At 62.0% G+C, this 16,714-nt stretch carries 16 protein-coding genes; 3 read left to right on the plus strand and 13 right to left on the minus strand.

Features of this window, described 5'->3' with window-relative positions; all coding sequences use genetic code 11:
- Positions 1-46: 46 nt before the first annotated feature.
- Both htpG and Q2K57_RS01295 read right to left on the minus strand, forming a co-directional pair.
- Entirely contained in the window at positions 47-1,951 is a 1,905-nt protein-coding gene (gene htpG / locus Q2K57_RS01290) for a molecular chaperone HtpG (protein ID WP_304525960.1), read from the minus strand.
- A gap of 185 nt (positions 1,952-2,136) precedes the next feature.
- Positions 2,137-2,454 carry a YkvA family protein gene (locus tag Q2K57_RS01295; RefSeq protein ID WP_304525961.1) on the minus strand — a complete coding sequence of 106 codons (318 nt, stop codon included), beginning with the start codon at positions 2,452-2,454 and terminating at the stop codon, positions 2,137-2,139.
- 263 nt (positions 2,455-2,717) lie between these two features.
- Between Q2K57_RS01295 and Q2K57_RS01300 the strand changes: the two genes are divergently transcribed.
- Entirely contained in the window at positions 2,718-4,688 is a 1,971-nt protein-coding gene (locus Q2K57_RS01300; RefSeq protein ID WP_304525962.1) for a transglycosylase SLT domain-containing protein, read from the plus strand.
- Positions 4,689-4,863: 175 nt separating this feature from the next.
- On the opposite strand, the gene Q2K57_RS01305 is transcribed toward Q2K57_RS01300, so the two are convergent.
- The 3 genes from Q2K57_RS01305 to Q2K57_RS01315 form a co-directional block, all read right to left on the minus strand.
- Positions 4,864-5,508, minus strand: a complete 645-nt coding sequence (locus tag Q2K57_RS01305; RefSeq protein ID WP_112054521.1) for a LysE family translocator — start codon at positions 5,506-5,508, stop codon at positions 4,864-4,866.
- A gap of 77 nt (positions 5,509-5,585) precedes the next feature.
- Positions 5,586-5,999, minus strand: a complete 414-nt coding sequence (locus Q2K57_RS01310; protein WP_112054523.1) for a TM2 domain-containing protein — start codon at positions 5,997-5,999, stop codon at positions 5,586-5,588.
- 84 nt (positions 6,000-6,083) lie between these two features.
- On the minus strand, positions 6,084-6,923 hold the full coding sequence (locus Q2K57_RS01315) for an isopenicillin N synthase family oxygenase (RefSeq protein ID WP_112054525.1): 840 nt from the start codon (positions 6,921-6,923) through the stop codon (positions 6,084-6,086).
- A gap of 253 nt (positions 6,924-7,176) precedes the next feature.
- On the opposite strand from Q2K57_RS01315, the gene Q2K57_RS01320 reads away from it, so the two are divergent.
- Positions 7,177-7,383: a cold-shock protein gene (locus Q2K57_RS01320; protein ID WP_092522637.1), complete on the plus strand. Its 207-nt coding sequence runs from the start codon at positions 7,177-7,179 to the stop codon at positions 7,381-7,383.
- 274 nt (positions 7,384-7,657) lie between these two features.
- Here Q2K57_RS01320 and Q2K57_RS01325 read toward each other — a convergent pair whose 3' ends face one another.
- The 4 genes from Q2K57_RS01325 to yegS form a co-directional block, all read right to left on the minus strand.
- The gene (locus Q2K57_RS01325) at positions 7,658-8,284 is read right to left on the minus strand and encodes a hypothetical protein (protein WP_112054527.1); all 627 of its coding nucleotides are present in this window, start codon (positions 8,282-8,284) and stop codon (positions 7,658-7,660) included.
- A gap of 68 nt (positions 8,285-8,352) precedes the next feature.
- Positions 8,353-8,790 carry a nucleoside deaminase gene (locus Q2K57_RS01330; protein ID WP_112054529.1) on the minus strand — a complete coding sequence of 146 codons (438 nt, stop codon included), beginning with the start codon at positions 8,788-8,790 and terminating at the stop codon, positions 8,353-8,355.
- 40 nt (positions 8,791-8,830) lie between these two features.
- The gene (locus tag Q2K57_RS01335; RefSeq protein ID WP_112054531.1) at positions 8,831-9,250 is read right to left on the minus strand and encodes a VOC family protein; all 420 of its coding nucleotides are present in this window, start codon (positions 9,248-9,250) and stop codon (positions 8,831-8,833) included.
- A gap of 100 nt (positions 9,251-9,350) precedes the next feature.
- Entirely contained in the window at positions 9,351-10,280 is a 930-nt protein-coding gene (gene yegS, locus Q2K57_RS01340) for a lipid kinase YegS (RefSeq protein WP_112054533.1), read from the minus strand.
- Positions 10,281-10,433: 153 nt separating this feature from the next.
- Here yegS and Q2K57_RS01345 point away from each other — a divergent pair, with 153 nt between their 5' ends.
- A complete protein-coding gene (locus tag Q2K57_RS01345; protein WP_181463050.1) occupies positions 10,434-12,035 on the plus strand; it encodes a cation:proton antiporter family protein in 1,602 nt (533 codons plus the stop codon).
- A gap of 223 nt (positions 12,036-12,258) precedes the next feature.
- On the opposite strand, the gene pepN is transcribed toward Q2K57_RS01345, so the two are convergent.
- The 4 genes from pepN to rimI form a co-directional block, all read right to left on the minus strand.
- The gene (gene pepN / locus Q2K57_RS01350; RefSeq protein ID WP_112054535.1) at positions 12,259-14,898 is read right to left on the minus strand and encodes an aminopeptidase N; all 2,640 of its coding nucleotides are present in this window, start codon (positions 14,896-14,898) and stop codon (positions 12,259-12,261) included.
- A 58-nt stretch (positions 14,899-14,956) separates the two neighbouring features.
- Complete coding sequence (locus Q2K57_RS01355) at positions 14,957-15,403, minus strand: YbaN family protein (protein ID WP_112054536.1); 447 nt, start codon at positions 15,401-15,403, stop codon at positions 14,957-14,959.
- 196 nt (positions 15,404-15,599) lie between these two features.
- On the minus strand, positions 15,600-16,085 hold the full coding sequence (locus tag Q2K57_RS01360) for a YajQ family cyclic di-GMP-binding protein (protein WP_112054538.1): 486 nt from the start codon (positions 16,083-16,085) through the stop codon (positions 15,600-15,602).
- Between the two features lie 84 nt (positions 16,086-16,169).
- Complete coding sequence (gene rimI, locus Q2K57_RS01365) at positions 16,170-16,652, minus strand: ribosomal protein S18-alanine N-acetyltransferase (protein ID WP_112054539.1); 483 nt, start codon at positions 16,650-16,652, stop codon at positions 16,170-16,172.
- Positions 16,653-16,714: the final 62 nt, after the last annotated feature.

Consider the following 16,714-nt stretch of genomic DNA (forward strand, 5'->3'; position numbering starts at 1 on the left):
ACACTCACGGCGCGCAGCGCGGGTCGTCTATGTCAACGCACGACCATTACGCCATCAGCAGCGCGTTGAGGCGCTTGACGTAAGCGGCCGGATCGTCGAGATGACCGCCCTCGGCGATGATCGCCTGATCGAGCAGGATCCGCGACAGGTCGCTAAAGGCCTCGCCATCGGCGCCCTCGAGACGACCGACCAGCGCATGCTCGGGGTTGAGCTCGAGGATCGGCTTGACTTCAGGCATCGGCTGACCGGCCGCCTCCATGATGCGGCGCATCTGGAAGCCCATCTCGTGCTCAGGCAGCACCACGCAGGCCGGGGAGTCGGTGAGGCGATGGGTAACCTTGACCTCCTGAACTTCCTCGCCCAGCGCTTCCTTGACGCGCTTGACCAGGTCTTCCTTGGACTTGGCGGTCTCTTCCTGCGCCTTCTTCTCGTCCTCGTCTTCGATCTCGCCCAGATCAAGGTCGCCCTTGGCGACGTCGACCATGGACTTGCCGTCGAACTCGGTGAGGTGGCTCATCAGCCACTCATCGATACGGTCGGAAAGCAGCAGTACCTCGATGCCCTTCTTGCGGAAGATCTCGAGATGCGGGCTGTGCTTGGCCGCATTGAAGCTGTCGGCCACGATGTAATAGATCTTCTGCTGGCCTTCCTTCATGCGCTCCACGTAAGCCGCCAGCGACTGATCCTGAGTCGTGCTGTCGGTGTGAGTGGAAGCGAAGCGAAGCAGCGCGGCGATCTTGTCGCGGTTGGCATGATCCTCGGCCGGGCCTTCCTTCAACACGGTGCCGAAGGTGTTCCAGAAGGTCTGGTACTGTTCGTCGTCCTTGGCCAGCTTCTTGAGCATGTCCAGGCCGCGCTTGGTCAGGGCCGCCTTCATCTTGTCGACCTGCGGGTCCTGCTGCAGCAGCTCGCGGGAGACGTTCAGCGACAGATCCTTGGTGTCGACCACACCCTTGACGAAGCGCAGATACAGCGGCAGGAACTGCTCGGCGTCGTCCATGATGAAGACGCGCTGCACGTAGAGCTTGAGGCCGCGGGCCCCGTCACGCTCGTAAAGATCGAAGGGCGCGCGGCCCGGCACATAGAGAAGGCTGGTGTAGTCGAGCTTGCCCTCGACCCGATTGTGGCTCCAGGTCAGCGGATCGCTGAAGTCATGGGAGACGTGCTTGTAAAACGCCTTGTACTCGTCGTCGGTAATCTCGGCCTTGGGGCGCACCCACAGAGCGGTCGCCTCGTTGACGGTCTCCCAGGTCTCGACCTCGCTGCCTTCGATCTCGTTGCCCTCGTCGTCCTTGGCAGTCTCGACCTTGGGCATGCGCACCGGCACTTCGATATGGTCGGAATACTTGCGCACCAGATTCTTGAGGCGGAAGTCGTCGGCGTATTCCTGGGCGTCATCCTTGAGGTGCAGCACGATCTCGGTGCCACGTACCTCGCGGTCGATGTCGGCGATGGTGAATTCGCCCTCGCCTTTCGAGCGCCATTCGACGCCGGCATCCTGGGGCAGGTCGGCACGACGAGTGCGGACGCTCACCTCATCGGCGACGATGAAGCCAGAATAGAAACCGACGCCAAACTGACCGATCAGGCGTGCATCTTTCTGTTGCTCGCCGGAAAGCTGCTGGAGAAAGTCGGCGGTGCCGCTCTTGGCGATGGTGCCGAGGTTCTGGATCACGTCATCACGGCTCATGCCAATGCCGTTGTCGCGAACGGTGACGGTGCCGGCCTTGGCATCGTGCTCGATCTCGACGCGCAGTTCGCTGTCACCCTCGTAGAGTGCATCGTTATCCAGCGCCTGATAGCGCAGCTTGTCGCAGGCATCGGCAGCGTTGGAAATCATCTCACGCAGGAAGATCTCCCGGTTGGAGTACAGGGAGTGAATCATCAGATTCAACAGCTGTTTGACTTCGGTCTGGAAGCCCAGGGTTTCTTCATGGGTGACGGTAGACATGTAACGAGTCCCTCATCGATCTCAGCATTGGGGGCGGTTGCCAACGGCAACGCGCCGGTATCGGGTGATGTGATCGAAATATGGGGCTCTGAATGGGCTTTTCAAGCCTGCCGAATCAACTGGATGACATTGATTCGACAAATGAGGCCGCGAGTGACACCTGATCCTCGGCGCCAGACCAATGGCTAGTCATCGCGACCCGCCCGCCAGGCATGATAAGGCGCCAGGTGACGGTCGACCCGAGATAACAGCCAGCCAACGATCAGGGCGTCGTCAGCCAGCCCCAACACCAGAAAGACATCGGGAATCAGATCCAAGGGTGACAGCAGATAGGCGACGGCTGCCGTCATGCAACCGATGGCCCGCCAGGGCACCGGCCGATAGCGCCCCGTCAGCACATCGCCAAGCATGGGGAAGAACGAGCGCAACGCGCGGCCGATCCGCGCAAACGATCGACCCCGCCGGCCAAGCCAGCCCTTGCCTCCTGACGGTGATCCTGCCATGTTGCTCTCCCCTGACTGCCCCGGTTGCTTTTGCGGCATCCATGACGCGAATGCTAACTCATTAGACCTCTTGCCCTCCCCGAGTGTCACCCGCTTAAACTGCCGCCAGGGTTAGACGGACTGTCAAAGTGCTTCCACTCCTGGCCAAGATGCCACGAGACAACCGAGCCTTCACCACCTGTCGAAAGCTGGCGACACTACTCAACGGGTCATGCATCGGCGAAGATAACGGTTATGCACGGCGCGACTCTGGAGATCCCCTAATGCGACGCTTCCTCCCCTCTCGGCATTGGCCGGCCCTGCTGGCAAGTCTGGCGCTCAGCCTGCCGCTGGGCCTGACAGTCGATGCGGCCAAGGCCGATGAAACACAGGATATGGCCATGCGTGATGCCCTGGAGGCCGCCAGGGCAAAGGAATTCTCGCGTATTGACCAGGCGGCCATCGATGGCCATGTCCTCGAGGGCTACGTGGAGTATCACCGCCTGCTGTCGCGCCTGCCAAATGCGCCGGCATCGCAGGTGCAAGACTTCATGACCCGATACGACGACTCGCCGCTGGCCGACTGGATGCGCGGCGAAGCCATAGGCCGTTACGGCAAGGCCGGTCGCTTTGAAAGCCTGCGCGAGATCAGCGACGGCGAGCCTCGTGGCACTCAGCGCCGCTGTTACTACTATACCGCCCTGCTGGATACCCGCCCCCAGGATGCCGCCAACGGTGGACGGGCGCTATGGCGCGTCGGCCACTCCCAGCCCGACGCCTGTAACCCGCTGTTTCGCGCCCTTCGCGAACGTGGCGAGATAGGCGCCCCCGAGATCTGGGAGCGCCTTACCCTGGCCTGGCAGGCCGGTGAGACTGGCATGGTGAGCTATCTTGGCCGTCAGTTAGGCAGCGCCTGGCAGCCCGGGCTAGACGCCCTGGACCGCCTGCAGCAGGACTTCTCGGCCATTACTCAGGTGCCCACGCGCATCGGCCCACAAGGAGGCGGCACCGACGCGCTCTATGAAGCGGCCATGCACGGTTTCACCCGAGCCGATACCGAGGCAGCCCTGGAAGCCTGGCGCAAGATCTCGCCGCACGTCGATCTCGGCGCCGGTGCACGGCGGGAAATCGAACACGACCTGATGTTCTATTCGATGGTTCGCGAAGTCGCCAATAACCGCGGCTGGGTCGATGCCACCCTCCCCGGTTTCCAGGACACCGACCTGCTGGAGCTCAGGATACGCCGGGCACTTGCTCAACGTGATTGGAGCGGCGTAATCGATTGGGTGCATCGCCTGCCGGACGAGCCGCGCCGCGAGGCCCGCTGGCAATACTGGGTAGGCCGCGCGCTCGAGCAGCTCGGCAATCCCGGCGGAGCCGCCGACGCCTTCCGCGCTGCCGCCAGCGACCGCAGCTTCTTCGGTTTCGCCGCCGCGGACCGTCTCGATGTGCCCTATGCATTGAATCTGGAGCGAGTCAGCTACAACGCGGCTTACCGCGAGCGCATTGCCGAATGGCCGGTCGTGCAGCGCACAGAAGCACTGATTCGCATCGGTGAGCCAGGACTTGCCAACAGCGAGTGGTACAGCGCTGCCGGTCGCGCCGATGCTGACAAGGCCAAGGCACTGGCGGACTACGCCGCTTATCGTGGCTGGCATGCGCGCGCGGTGCAGACCACGATTGCCGCCGGCCTTTGGGATGCACTGGACTGGCGCTTCCCCGAGGCCTATCGCGACGATTTCCTGCACTGGGGCAATCGCCGCGGCGTCGACCCCTACCTCTTGATGGCCATCGCCCGCCGTGAAAGTGCCTACAACCCAACGGTGGTCTCACCGGCCGGTGCCCGAGGCCTGATGCAACTGATGCCGGCCACCGCGCGCCATGTCAGTCGGCAACTGGGGCTCGAGGACCCTGGCCTCTATGGCGTTCTGCAGCCGGAAACCAACATCCGTCTGGGAAGCCGCTATATCCAGGACATGATCGAGCGCTACCGTGGCAATCGGCTGGCCGCCACCGCCGCCTACAACGCCGGACCGAACCGGGTCGACCGCTGGCTCAAGGATGCCCCGCGGGAGTTCGACCTGTTCGTGGAGAGCATTCCCTTCCACGAGACCCGCCAGTACGTCCAGGCGGTAATGGCCTACCGGGTGATCTTCGAGAGTCTTGCCAAGGGCGGCAGCACCCAGGATGTGTCGCTGCTGACCCAGGCGGAGCAACGCGAGCGTTACGACACCTCACTGCTCGCCCAGCAATAGAACGCTTGCCGCGCACCTGCGGCAAGCCATACCAGAGAGACCGACACACCACGGGCCCGCCAAGCGGGCCCGTGGTGCTTTCAGGCAGGGGCTTTTGTGACGCTGAGTTCGTTAAACGCGACTGATCTTTCCCCAAGACCCGCAACCGGGTGGCTCGGAGCCGACGCCAAGGCATTCAGACAGGTCGCTGTGACAGCGCAAGCTTGAGGCCAAAGGCGACCATCACCATCCCGGTGGCGCCATCCAGAGTGCGCGACACCGCTCGGCGCGCCAGCCAGTGGCCGGCCCGGCCCAGCATCACCGCGATGCCGATCTGCCACAGATTGGCAATCAGGAAGTGCACGCCGGCCAGCCACAGCGACTTGGCCAGCGCCGGGTCGCCCGGGGCGATGAACTGGGGAAGAAAGGCCATGTAGAACACGACCGTCTTGGGGTTGAGCACATTGGAAAGAAAACCCTCGCGCAGCGGCACCCAGTGCGATACCGCCTGCCGCTCGACAGAACAGTCGGCAACCGGCAGCGGCGTGCCCCGCCGGGCACTCGCCAGGCTCTGCAGGCCAAGCCATATCAGATAGGCCGCACCGACCAGTTTTAACGCCGAAAAGGCCCAGGCCGACTGCAGCAGGATGACCGAGATGCCCAGCGCCGAGACGGTGGCATGCACGAAGAGCCCCGAACAGATCGCCAGGCTGGTCAGCACCCCATCGCGCAGACCGCCGCGCGTGGTGTTGCGAATCACCAACAGGGTATCCACCCCGGGGCTCAGCGTCAGCAGGGTGATGGCAACGAGAAAGGGCCAGAACTGGGCATCGAAGAACATGAGCGGCAGGCCTCCTTGCCGTGCAGAATCGCCCGTTCAGAGCGAATGGACTAAGGCCGGGCCTGCCCGGCCATGGATCAGTTGAAGATGCCGCGTTTGGCATGCTTCATCGAGATCTGGTCATTGAGCGTCCAGAAGTCATAGAGCACGCCCAGCAGGAAGAACCCGCCCGTCAGCAAGTAAAGAATACCGGTCAGCCACTTACCCATATAGAAACGGTGCAGACCGAACACCCCAAGGAAGGTCAGCAGCACCCAGGCCAGTGAGTAATTGATCGGCCCGGCCTGATAGCGGAAGTCCGCGTCACGGTCCATGCCGGGAATCAGAAACAGATCGATCAGCCAGCCAATCCCCAGTAGGCCCAGGGTGAAGAACCAGATGGTGCCGGTGACCGGCTTGCCATAATAGAAGCGATGGGCGCCGAGGAAGCCGAAGATCCACAGCAGATAGCCCATCAGCTTACTGTGAGTGTCGCTGGGCGCACTGCTCATTGATGCCATATCAGGTACCTCGTCTAGACGTGTAGCGAAGTGGAGTAGCGGAGAGCCCCGTCAGCGCTCCGCCGGTACTGAACCTCAGATGACGCCCAGCTCGCGCAGGCGCTCCTTCAAATAGCTGTCAGCCGTATGGCGCTCGGACAGCACTACTTCCGGCCGCGGGTGCAGAAACAACGGCAGCGACAGCCGTGAGTGGAAACGCGCCGGACCGCTGGGGTTGACCACCCGATGAGACGTCGAGGGGAAGTACCCGCCCGAGGCCTCCTGCAGCATGTCGCCGACATTAATGATCAGTTGGCCCGGATCGCAGGGCACCGCCAGCCACTCGCCCTCGCGGTTTTTGACCTCAAGTCCGGGCTCATTGGACGCCGGCAGCACGGTGATCAGATTGATGTCTTCATGGGCAGCGGCACGCACGGCACCGGGCACCTCATCGCCGGACAGCGGCGGATAGTGCAGAACCCGCAGCAGTGTCTGGCCGCTATCGGCAATCATCCGCGACAGCGGCTCCCGGTAACGCTCGGCCACCTCCGGCGGTGTTTCGGCCTCGATCCAGCCGAGCAGCGTCGCCGCCAGTGCCTCGGCGCGACGATAGTACTCCATGATGTCCTCGGCCAGCGCGTCGGGAATCCGGCCCCAAGGATAGACGTGGTAGTACTCCTTGAGATCCTTGACCGACTGGCCTTTGGCGGTCTCGGAGACCGAGGGCGGGAAGTAACCATCCTGGCGCCCAGGATCGAATTGAAACTCATGCTTGTCCTGCCCTTCGAAGAAGGCCTGCCACTGGCGATAGATGGATTCCACCAGGTCGGATGAAATCGGATGGTTGCGCAGCACGCCGAATCCCGTCTCGCGCAGCGAGGCAACGAAGCGTTGAGGGGCGTCGGCGGCAGTGAAATCGACGTTCTGGACGGCCATGATATTTCCATCTAAAGTGATTTTGCGGGCATTCAGGCATGCCACTTCGCGGGTTATATTGACCCAACTCGGCTGCCGATGCATCTATCCGCTAAGTGGGTTGGCAAGTGGCAAGACGCCTGACGTTGATTGATTCCTTTGTCATTCTCCTCTCGCTCTTCTTCTCGACATAACCCACATACAGAGGGGACTTGCGCCGGACACGGGCATGATGTCCCCAGCATGATCATTACGTAAGGTAAGGAAAACAAAGATGGCAACTGGCACTGTCAAGTGGTTCAACGACACCAAGGGCTACGGCTTCATTTCTCCGGATGATGGCGGCGACGATCTCTTCGCCCACTTCTCCGAGATCCAGGCCGAGGGCTTCAAGTCTCTACAGGACGGTCAGAAGGTCAGCTTCGACGTCACTCAGGGCAAGAAAGGCCTCCAGGCCGCCAACATCAAGCCCGTCAGCTGATCAGCTACGATCAGATAAAAAGGCGCGGCTGCCCCTCGCCAGTTGCTAGCGCTGCGACAGCAGGCAGCAGACAGCAGCAGAGGGTTACAGCATCGGGTGTTCACATAGACTTTTCACATAGGCTGTTCGCGAAGTGTATGCCCGAACACTCAATGGCTAAGCAAAGGTCCACCGAGGTGGACCTTTTTCCTTAGCCGTTGCGGCACCTTTTAAACGCACGGACTGCGCCACGCGCTAGACACAGCGCTGACTCATCTACGTCCGCTGTTGACGTTCAGGGCTGACCAAGTTCTTTATCGGCCTCGTTCAGCATCTCGTCAGGCGTCTTGCTCTCCGCTTCCTTGAACTGCTGATCGATTTCCTGCTGGGCTTCCTCGAACCGGCGCTCGGTCTCCGCCATGAAGGCCTCGATCTCGGACTTGCTGGTCTCGCCAGGCGTCACTTCCAGGTTATCGTCGGCGCTGATCATGGCGTCGATCTCGGAGTCGCTCGGCTCGCTGGGTGTCGTTTCACCGATGGAACTGCCCACAGGCTCATTGAGCATGGACTCGTCGGTCATGGAGTCCTGACTCATCGACCCGGCACTCAGCGACGCGTTGCCGCCCATGGTGCTGTCACTGGCCGCGCCATCGCTTGCGGTCTCGGGGGCATTGGTGATCGAAGCTGCAGCGCCCTCCTCAGCACTCGGCTCTACCGTCGCCGCGCCATCAGAGTTCTCTGCTGCGGGCGCCTCTTCAGCCGCCGGAGCATTCGCCGCAGTGTCGCTTGCCGCTTGGTCACTGGTCGTCTGATCATTGGCCGCCGGATCGCCGGCTACCGGATCGTCACCATTGCCACATCCGGCCAGTCCCAGGCTCAGAACCAGAGCCAGCAGCAGGGCCCCGTATGGCGTCTTCATCATCTTGAATTTCCTCGCATCGTGTGTGGTGTCATTCCAGCAAAGCGCTGACGCGCACGCAAGGCGCCGGATCACTCGCCGATATCTTCGGCCCAGACCTCGGGGTGGCGATCAATGAAGGTATTCATCAGCTCACGGCACTGGACATCGTCGCGCACCTCAAGTTCGACGCCGGCCTGACGCAGGGTGTCTTCGGCGCCAAGAAAGGTGCGGTGCTCGCCGATCACTACCTTGGGAATGCCATACAGCAGGATGGCGCCACTACACATTGGACAGGGTGAGAGGGTGGTATAGAGTACCGAGTCACGGTACACCGATGCAGGCTGACGCCCGGCATTCTCGAGGGCATCCATCTCACCATGTAGCACCACGCTGCCGCGCTGCTGACGCTGGTTGTGACCACGCCCGATGATGCGCCCGCGATGCACCAGCACCGAGCCGATCGGCACACCGCCCTCCTCGAGGCCCAACCGCGCCTCGTCGATCGCCGCCTGCATGAATTCATCCATTGTCTGTCTCTCGTCGGGCTGTGGTAGACGTAAGCGTCGATCAGGTCGCGAACAGCTGACCGTCGATATCGCGAAAGGCCTTGAACTCCAGCGCATTCCCGCTGGGATCATAGAAAAACATGGTGGCCTGCTCGCCGGGCTGGCCTTGGAAGCGCACATAGGGCTCGATCTCGAAACGCACCCCGGCCTCGGTCAGGCGGTCGACAAGCGCTTCCCATTCGGCCATCTCAAGCACCACACCAAAGTGCGGTACCGGTACGCCATGACCGTCCACCGCATTATGATGGCGCTGCGGCGTCATGTCAGGGTTGAGGTGACAGACGAACTGATGGCCGAAGAGATTGAAATCGATCCAGGTATCGCTCGAGCGGCCCTCCGGGCAGCCCAGCAGATCAGCGTAGAAACCGCGCGCCTCAGCGAGATCCCGGACCTGCACGGCCAGATGGAATGGGGTCAACATCGAACATCGCTCCCTGTTGTTATCATGAATCGTTCTAATGAGTCGTTCTAATGAGTCGTGATCATGAATTATCATCGTGCGTGGTTATTACGAACCGCCATCAGGGTGCCGGCGCGGCATGCTCAAGCAATCGACAGTCGTGTGGCGCCAGCAAGTCGATGGCACCTGGGGCCAGTTCCACATCCAGGTGATCCAGGCGATGCGGCTCGCCATCCAGAGTCAGTGGCAGTGGCGTATCGGCCGTTACTCGGATTTGGTCGGTCTGCCAGTACTCCACGTACTCGCCGTTTGCGGGTAGCCGCTTGAGTTCGGCGAGCATCTGGCGCATCCCCGAGAGCGAAGAAGACTGCCGAACCGCCAGCACTTCCAAAAGGCCATCATCGAGACGGGCCATCGGGCTAAGCTGCTGTCCCCCGCCGGCCTGGGCGCCATTGCCAATCGCCAGCAGAAAAAGCTCGCGGTTCCCCTCGCCCCCCGGCCACTCGAGCCGGGCCGGGCAGGCGTGGAAACGCCAGGCCTTGAGCGCTCCCATCAGCGAATAGGCACCGCCGCCGAGTAAACGCTTGAGCGTCTTGGGGGTAGAGGCCGTGATCTCGGCCCCGAAGCCTGCCGACAGCATGTTGAGGAAATACTGATCGCCGACTCGCAGCACATCCACCGCTCGAGGAGACGCCGTGAGCGCCAGGCCCAGTGCTGCCTTGAGCTCTTCGGGGATGCCCAGGCCGGTGGCCAGATCATTGGCCGTGCCCATCGGCAACATGCCCAAGGCAGGCCGCGCATCCCGTGACAGGCGCATCAGGCCATTGACCGCCTCGTTCACGGTGCCATCACCGCCGGCGACGATCAGCCGCGACACCCCATCCTCACCTGCTCGCTCAGCGAGCATGGCGGCATCCCCGGCTTCCCAGGTCACCTGAACCTCGAGCCGGACGCCCTGCTCGCGCACGGCTTCCACGGCCTCACGCAGGGCCGGTGATTGGGCCGATTTGCCATTGATCAGCAGGCGTAAGATTAAACGGTTAGCATTCATGGCGCTTATCTTACACCGTTGCACTGGGTATCGGCGACGCATGGACGATGCAAAAGGTTGGCAAAGGCTGGCCGATAGGAAACCATTAGGCATAGACGCTACGCTCGAGCAGCGCACCCGCCCCGAACAAGGACGTACAGACGAGGAGACATCATGATCGAACCGGCTTTTCTGCTGGTCGCTTTTCTAGGAGGCCTGGGCGCCCTCGCACTCAGGCTTCCACCACTGGTCGGCTTTCTGGCTGGCGGTTTCGTGCTCAACGCACTGGGTTATGAAGAGACGCCGCTACTGACCACACTGGCCAATATTGGTGTGACGCTCTTGCTGTTCACCATCGGCCTCAAGCTCGATGTGCGCACTCTGCTGCGCAAGGAGGTGTGGGCCGGGGCCTCCCTGCACCTGGTCGTTTCGACGCTGCTGCTCAGCGCAGCACTGGGACTTTTCGCACTGGCAGGCTTCAAGCTGCTCGACGGTGTACCCTGGCAAACGCTGGCCCTGCTTGGTTTCGCCCTGTCGTTCTCTAGCACCGTTTTCGTGATCAAGGTGCTGGACAAGCGCAGCGAAACACAGACCGCCTATGGCCGCCTGGCGATCGGCGTGCTGATCATGCAGGACATTTTTGCCGTGGTGTTCCTCACCGTCTCCACCGGCGAGATGCCGAGCCCCTGGGCGCTGTTGTTGCTGCTGCTGATTCCAGCGGCTCCCCTGCTGCAGCGACTGCTCGACCGCATGGGGCACGGCGAGATGCAGATGCTGTGCGGCATGCTGATGGCGCTGGTACTCGGGTACGGCCTCTTCGATGCGGTCGGTATCAAGGGCGACCTCGGTGCGCTGATCGTGGGCCTGCTGCTGGCGCCTCACCCGGCCGCCCAGAACTTGGCGCGTTCGATGTTCAACCTGAAGGAGCTGCTGCTGGTCGGCTTTTTCCTGACCATCGGCCTGACCGCCATGCCCGATGCCGAGATGCTCGGCCTGGCTTTGCTGCTGGTGGCCGCGGTGCCGCTCAAGGCGCTGCTCTATCAGGTGATCTTCATGGGCTTTCGGCTACGCCTGCGCACTTCGGTGCTGGCTTCATTGGGACTCGCCAACTACTCCGAATTCGGCCTTATCGTTGGCGCCCTGGCAGCCGGCCAGGGCTGGCTCGACGACAAGTGGCTGGTGGTGATGTCGCTGGCGGTGGCGATCAGCTTCGTGCTTTCCTCATTGCTCAATGGCGCCAGCGAGACCCTCTATCGCCGCTTCGCCGAGCTGCTGCCGGTACGAATGACCAGGGGACCGGACGCAGTAGAGCGCTCCATCGAGGTCGGCAATGCCGAAGCGGTGGTAATGGGCATGGGACGTATCGGCCGCAGCACCTACAAGCGGCTGCAGAAGCAGTACGGCCTCAAGGTGCTGGGCATCGACAGCAACCCGCAAAGCGTCAAGCGCCTTCAGGAGCAGGGCTATAACCTGCTGGAGGGCGATGCCCTGGATTCGGACTTCTGGGACAAGCTGATGATGTCGCCGACCCTGAAGCTCGTGGTGCTGGCGATGCCGCACCATGCAGGCAACCTCTTCGCCCTCAAGCAGTTGCATGACCGAGATGAGTTCAAGGGTCAGATCACCGCCATCGTCGAGTATCCCGACGAGATCAAGCCGATCCAGGCCTTGGGGGCGAACGCCGTTTACCACATCTACGACGAGGCCGGCCGGGCGCTGGCCGACAGCGCCGCCAAGGAGGCTGGCCTGGTCACCGATGTCGACCAGCTGGGCTGATGTTAGCGAATGCTGACGGGCCTGGCCTTCCTCGCCCCTCCCCCACTTGAATGCGCCTTTTTCTAAAAAAACGTTCTCAAAAAAACGGGCCGCCCCGATAGGGCGGCCCGTTTCGTCTCTTGCCGTCATGCTAGTCACAAGATCGACAAGTACGCTTAGACTGGCACCTGCCTAAGAGGTCACACCCTGACCGGCGACACCAAAAGCGTCACCGGTCGTGGCGTCAATCGGCCAGCGCCTTTTCAATCACTTCATAGACGTTCGGCGAGAGATCCTCTGCGCGGATGCGCTCGAGTTCGGCTTTCATCAGCTCCTGACGAGCCTCGTCGAAGCGCTGCCAGCGCGTCAGCGGCGTAACCAGGCGCGCGGCGATTTCCGGGTTAAGCCGGTTGAGTTCGATCACCACGTCGCTCAGCAGCTGGTAGCCGGCGCCGTCGATGCGGTGGAAGTTGACCCGGTTGCTGGCGAAGGCGCCGATCAGGGCACGCACCTTGTTGGGGTTCTTCAACGAGAACTTCGGGTGCTTCATCAGGAACTTGACGCGATCCAGGGCGTCGGCCTGCGGCCGGGTTACCTGAATGCTGAACCACTGATCCATTACCAGCGGATCGTGGGCCCACTTGTCACCGAAGGCACGCAGCGCCGGATCGGCCAGGTCATTGCGCGAGCTGTGGGTGAGCAGCGTCAGTGCTGCACGCACGTCGGTCATATTGTGATCGGCGTTGAACTGGGCCTGCACAAGTTCCAGCGCCTCCTCGTCCTCGATCGCCACCAGATAGGACAGGGCCACGTTCTTGAGACTGCGCGCGGCGATCTGCTCGGGCTCCGGCGCATAGGGCTCATCGAGCTGGTTGGCACGATACACCGCCATGAACTCGTCGCGCAGGGAAGCCGCCAGCGACTGCTTGACGAAAGTACGAGCGGCATGGATGGCATCGACATCGACCACAGGCTGCTGCTCGGCGATGTAGGCCTCCGAAGGCAGGGTCAGCATCTCGGCGAGCACCGCCTTGTCGTCGGTTTCGCCGGTCAACAGGGTGCGGAAGGCGTCGATGACGCGCACGTCCATGACCTTCTCGACGCCATTGCGATGTGCCGCGATCAGGTCATCGAGGGCCAGCATCGCCAGCCGCTGGCCGGCATCCCAGCGATTGAAGCCGTCAGAATCCTGCTGCAGCAGGAAGGCCAGGTCTTCACGGCTGTATGGGAAGCGCAGCTTGACCGGCGCCGAGAAACCGCGCAGCAGCGACGGCACCGGGGCCTCGGCCAGATCGGTGAAGACGAAGTGCTGCTCGGATTCGCGCAGATGAATCACGGTGTCGGTGCCCACCGCCTCGCCGTCGAAGGTCATCTTGAGATCCTGGCCGGACTTGGTACCGACCAGGCCCATGCGGATCGGGATGTGCAGCGCGACCTTGTCCGGCTGCCCCGGGGTCGGCGCCGTGCGCTGACGCAGGGTCAGGTGGTACTCGGACGTGGCATAGTCGTACTCGCCGTGAGCGTCGATCTCCGGTGTCCCGGCCTGGGAGTACCAGTGCATGAACTGGCTCAGGTCGAGACCCGACACCTCGCTCATGCAGCCGACGAAGTCCTCGATGGTGGCGGCCTGGCCGTCGAGACGCTCGAAATACAGATCCGAGCCGCGGCGGAACAGCTCCCAGCCCAGCAGGTTCTGCAGCATGCGAACCACTTCGGCACCCTTCTCATAGATGGTCAGGGTGTAGAAGTTGCCAATCTCGATGTAGTGATCGGGACGGATCGGATGGGCGGTCGGCCCGGCATCTTCGGCGAACTGAGCGGTACGGAACACCGAGACATCCTCGATGCGCTTGACCGGCGCCGAGTTGGTATCCGCCGAGAAGCTCTGGTCGCGGAACACCGTGAAACCTTCCTTGAGCGACAGCTGGAACCAGTCGCGACAGGTCACGCGATTGCCAGACCAGTTGTGGAAGTACTCGTGGGCAACGATGCTCTCGACGCGCTGGAAGGCCGCATCGGTGGCGGTGTGCGGATGCGTCAGCACCGCCGCCGAGTTGAAGATGTTGAGGCCCTTGTTCTCCATGGCGCCCATGTTGAAGTCGTTGACGGCCACGATCATGAACAGGTCCAGATCGTACTCGCGCCCATAGGTCTCTTCGTCCCACTTCATGGCGCGCTTCAGCGAGGCCATGGCGTGATCGGTCTTCGAGAGGTTCTCTTCCTCGACCCATACCTGCAGCGTGACATCGCGACCACTCTGGGTGGTGAAGTGATCCTCGACCTTTTTCAGGTCACCGGCCACCAGGGCGAACAGGTAGCTGGGCTTGGGGTGCGGGTCTTCCCAGGTGACGAAGTGGCGATCACCGGGCAGTTCGCCGGATTCCACCGGATTGCCATTGGACAGCAGCACCGGCAGCGTCGCCCGGTCACCGATCACCGTGGTCGAGAAGGTCGCCATCACATCCGGACGGTCCGGATAGAAGGTGATGCGGCGAAAGCCTTCCGCCTCGCACTGGGTGCAGAACATGCCGCTGGACTGGTAGAGGCCTGCCAGGGCGGTATTGGCCGCCGGGTTGATCTCGACCTCGGTGTCGAGCAGGAAGCTTGCCGGCACGCGATGCACGGTCAGCGAGGCATCGTCCTGCGCGTACTCATCGGCTTCGAGCTCCTCACCGTCGATGGCGATACGCTTAAGCGAGAGCTGTTCGCCATTGAGCATCAGCGGCAGCGAGTCTGAATCCTGGTGCGCGGGATGACGCTCCAGATGCAGGCGGGCGGTGACGCGGGTCGCTGACGACGACAAATCGAACTTCAGCTCGGTATGAGTCACCCGGTACGCGGGCGGTTGGTAATCATGCAGGTAAGTCGGCTGCATCGCAGACATCGAGGAAGGCTCCTGTTCTGAAATCGCCGATCATTGTACGGCGCCAGTGGCAGCCATCTCAAAGTCGGCGGTGATTCGAGTGCATGGCCCGGGGCGAAAGAGCCTGGGAGGTAAGAGTGAATATTGGGAAAGCACGGGGCTCTGGTCGAGTGACAATCCAGGCCCCGAGGCATGCCAGCGACACGATCACGACGAGCTTGAGGCCCAGGGAGATCGGACTAAACACCAACACACCGATAGAGAATGCCAGCATCAGCACGGCCAGCCGCTTGGCATGACGCGGAATCGCCCGTTCACGCTCCCAGGCCGCCAAGGGCGGACCAAAACGCGGGTGCCGGCGAATCCAGGCGGCAAAACGAGGCGAGCCCTTTGAAGCGGCCCACACCGCCACCAGCATGAAGCAGGTGGTCGGCATCAGCGGCAGAAAGGCACCGATCACACCGAGCGCGAAGCTCACCATCGCCAGCAGGCGATAGGCGGTGCGGGTCACGGTGGTTCGAGGCATGTCCGTTCTCCTGATAACGGCAGCGTCTAGCTGAAGCTTAGCATCCATGAGGTCATTGAACCCCAACAACGCATTGAACGGAAATCGCTTTGCGCTATTTGACGTCTAACGCCGCTCAATGAGGCGTCTTTAAAGCAGTGAGCGCATGGCGCCGCCCTTGGGGTCAATCAAGCCACGATCCATCGTACTGCGCCGATCAATCGCGGAAATTGTTGTACTGCAGAGCCAGGTCCGGCCCCTGCTCGCTCTTGAGCAATGCGATGGCCTGTTGCAGGTCATCACGCTTCTTGCCCGTCACGCGCACCTTGTCGCCCTGGATCTGGGCCTGGACCTTAATCTTGGCATCCTTGATCTGCTTGACGATGGCCTTGCAGTCCGGCTGCTCGAGTCCCTGTTTCAGCTTGACCTCCTGGCGAGCCTTGACGCCACTCAGCTCCGGGTCCTGCTCATCCATGCAGCGGGCATCGATACCCCGTGCGATCAGCTTGGCACGCAGGACATCGGCCATCTGCTTGAGCTGGAAGTCGGCGTCGGCCTCGAGCGCAACAGTGTCGTCGTTAAGAGTGAAGCTGGCCTCGACGCCGCGGAAATCGAAACGCGTCTGCACTTCGCGATTGGCCTGATCCACGGCATTCATAGCTTCGTGTTTGTCGAACTCGGAGACGATATCGAAGGAGGGCATGAGACGTTCCTGACGAAGTGGAAATGGAGTGCGATTCTAGATCACCGCGACGGGCATTTCACCCGTCGCGCCTCGCATCAGTCATTAACCGTTGACCACTCGCCCGGTGTCCGGGGCGAGCAGCGACTTCTCCATCTGCCAGGCCGCGCAGCCATCGGCATAGTAGTCATCGAGCCAGCGCCGCAGCCCGAAGCCCATACGCCGATAGAGTGCCCGGGCGCGCCGGTTATCGGCCCGCACCTCGAGGGTCAGCCACTCGCAGCCACGTTCTCGCACCTCGCTTTCCAGCGTATCCAGCAGGCGCCGCCCGACTCCCTGGCCCTGGACGTCGGGATGCACACAGAAGGAATAGAGCCTCGCCGCGAGGCTGTTACGACGCAAAAGCAGGGTCGCATAGCCCACCAGTCGCCGTGCTTCATCCTCGGCCACCCAGGTAATGGCGTGAGCACGGTTCAATAAGTGTGACAGCTGCCGTCGGTTGAAATGATCGGTCGTGAAACAGAGCTGTTCGAGCTGGCAGAGTGCTGCGAGGTCACCCGGCTGAGCCGGGCGCAACAGGGCGGTCATGTCGAAGGGTACCTTGAGTATGTAATGAGGATTCTGCGATGCATGTAACCCAGTGTCACCGC

It is taken from the genome of Halomonas sp. I5-271120 (genome assembly GCF_030553075.1).
GTDB lineage: Bacteria > Pseudomonadota > Gammaproteobacteria > Pseudomonadales > Halomonadaceae > Onishia > Onishia taeanensis_A.

Coding starts and splice junctions, on each gene's coding strand:
- htpG (WP_304525960.1), bottom strand. CDS start 1,951: ATGTCTACCGTCACCCATGAAGAAACCCTGGGCTTCCAGACCGAAGTC.
- Q2K57_RS01295 (WP_304525961.1), bottom strand. CDS start 2,454: ATGGCAGGATCACCGTCAGGAGGCAAGGGCTGGCTTGGCCGGCGGGGT.
- Q2K57_RS01300 (WP_304525962.1), top strand. CDS start 2,718: ATGCGACGCTTCCTCCCCTCTCGGCATTGGCCGGCCCTGCTGGCAAGT.
- Q2K57_RS01305 (WP_112054521.1), bottom strand. CDS start 5,508: ATGTTCTTCGATGCCCAGTTCTGGCCCTTTCTCGTTGCCATCACCCTG.
- Q2K57_RS01310 (WP_112054523.1), bottom strand. CDS start 5,999: ATGAGCAGTGCGCCCAGCGACACTCACAGTAAGCTGATGGGCTATCTG.
- Q2K57_RS01315 (WP_112054525.1), bottom strand. CDS start 6,923: ATGGCCGTCCAGAACGTCGATTTCACTGCCGCCGACGCCCCTCAACGC.
- Q2K57_RS01320 (WP_092522637.1), top strand. CDS start 7,177: ATGGCAACTGGCACTGTCAAGTGGTTCAACGACACCAAGGGCTACGGC.
- Q2K57_RS01325 (WP_112054527.1), bottom strand. CDS start 8,284: ATGATGAAGACGCCATACGGGGCCCTGCTGCTGGCTCTGGTTCTGAGC.
- Q2K57_RS01330 (WP_112054529.1), bottom strand. CDS start 8,790: ATGGATGAATTCATGCAGGCGGCGATCGACGAGGCGCGGTTGGGCCTC.
- Q2K57_RS01335 (WP_112054531.1), bottom strand. CDS start 9,250: ATGTTGACCCCATTCCATCTGGCCGTGCAGGTCCGGGATCTCGCTGAG.
- yegS (WP_112054533.1), bottom strand. CDS start 10,280: ATGAATGCTAACCGTTTAATCTTACGCCTGCTGATCAATGGCAAATCG.
- Q2K57_RS01345 (WP_181463050.1), top strand. CDS start 10,434: ATGATCGAACCGGCTTTTCTGCTGGTCGCTTTTCTAGGAGGCCTGGGC.
- pepN (WP_112054535.1), bottom strand. CDS start 14,898: ATGTCTGCGATGCAGCCGACTTACCTGCATGATTACCAACCGCCCGCG.
- Q2K57_RS01355 (WP_112054536.1), bottom strand. CDS start 15,403: ATGCCTCGAACCACCGTGACCCGCACCGCCTATCGCCTGCTGGCGATG.
- Q2K57_RS01360 (WP_112054538.1), bottom strand. CDS start 16,085: ATGCCCTCCTTCGATATCGTCTCCGAGTTCGACAAACACGAAGCTATG.
- rimI (WP_112054539.1), bottom strand. CDS start 16,652: ATGACCGCCCTGTTGCGCCCGGCTCAGCCGGGTGACCTCGCAGCACTC.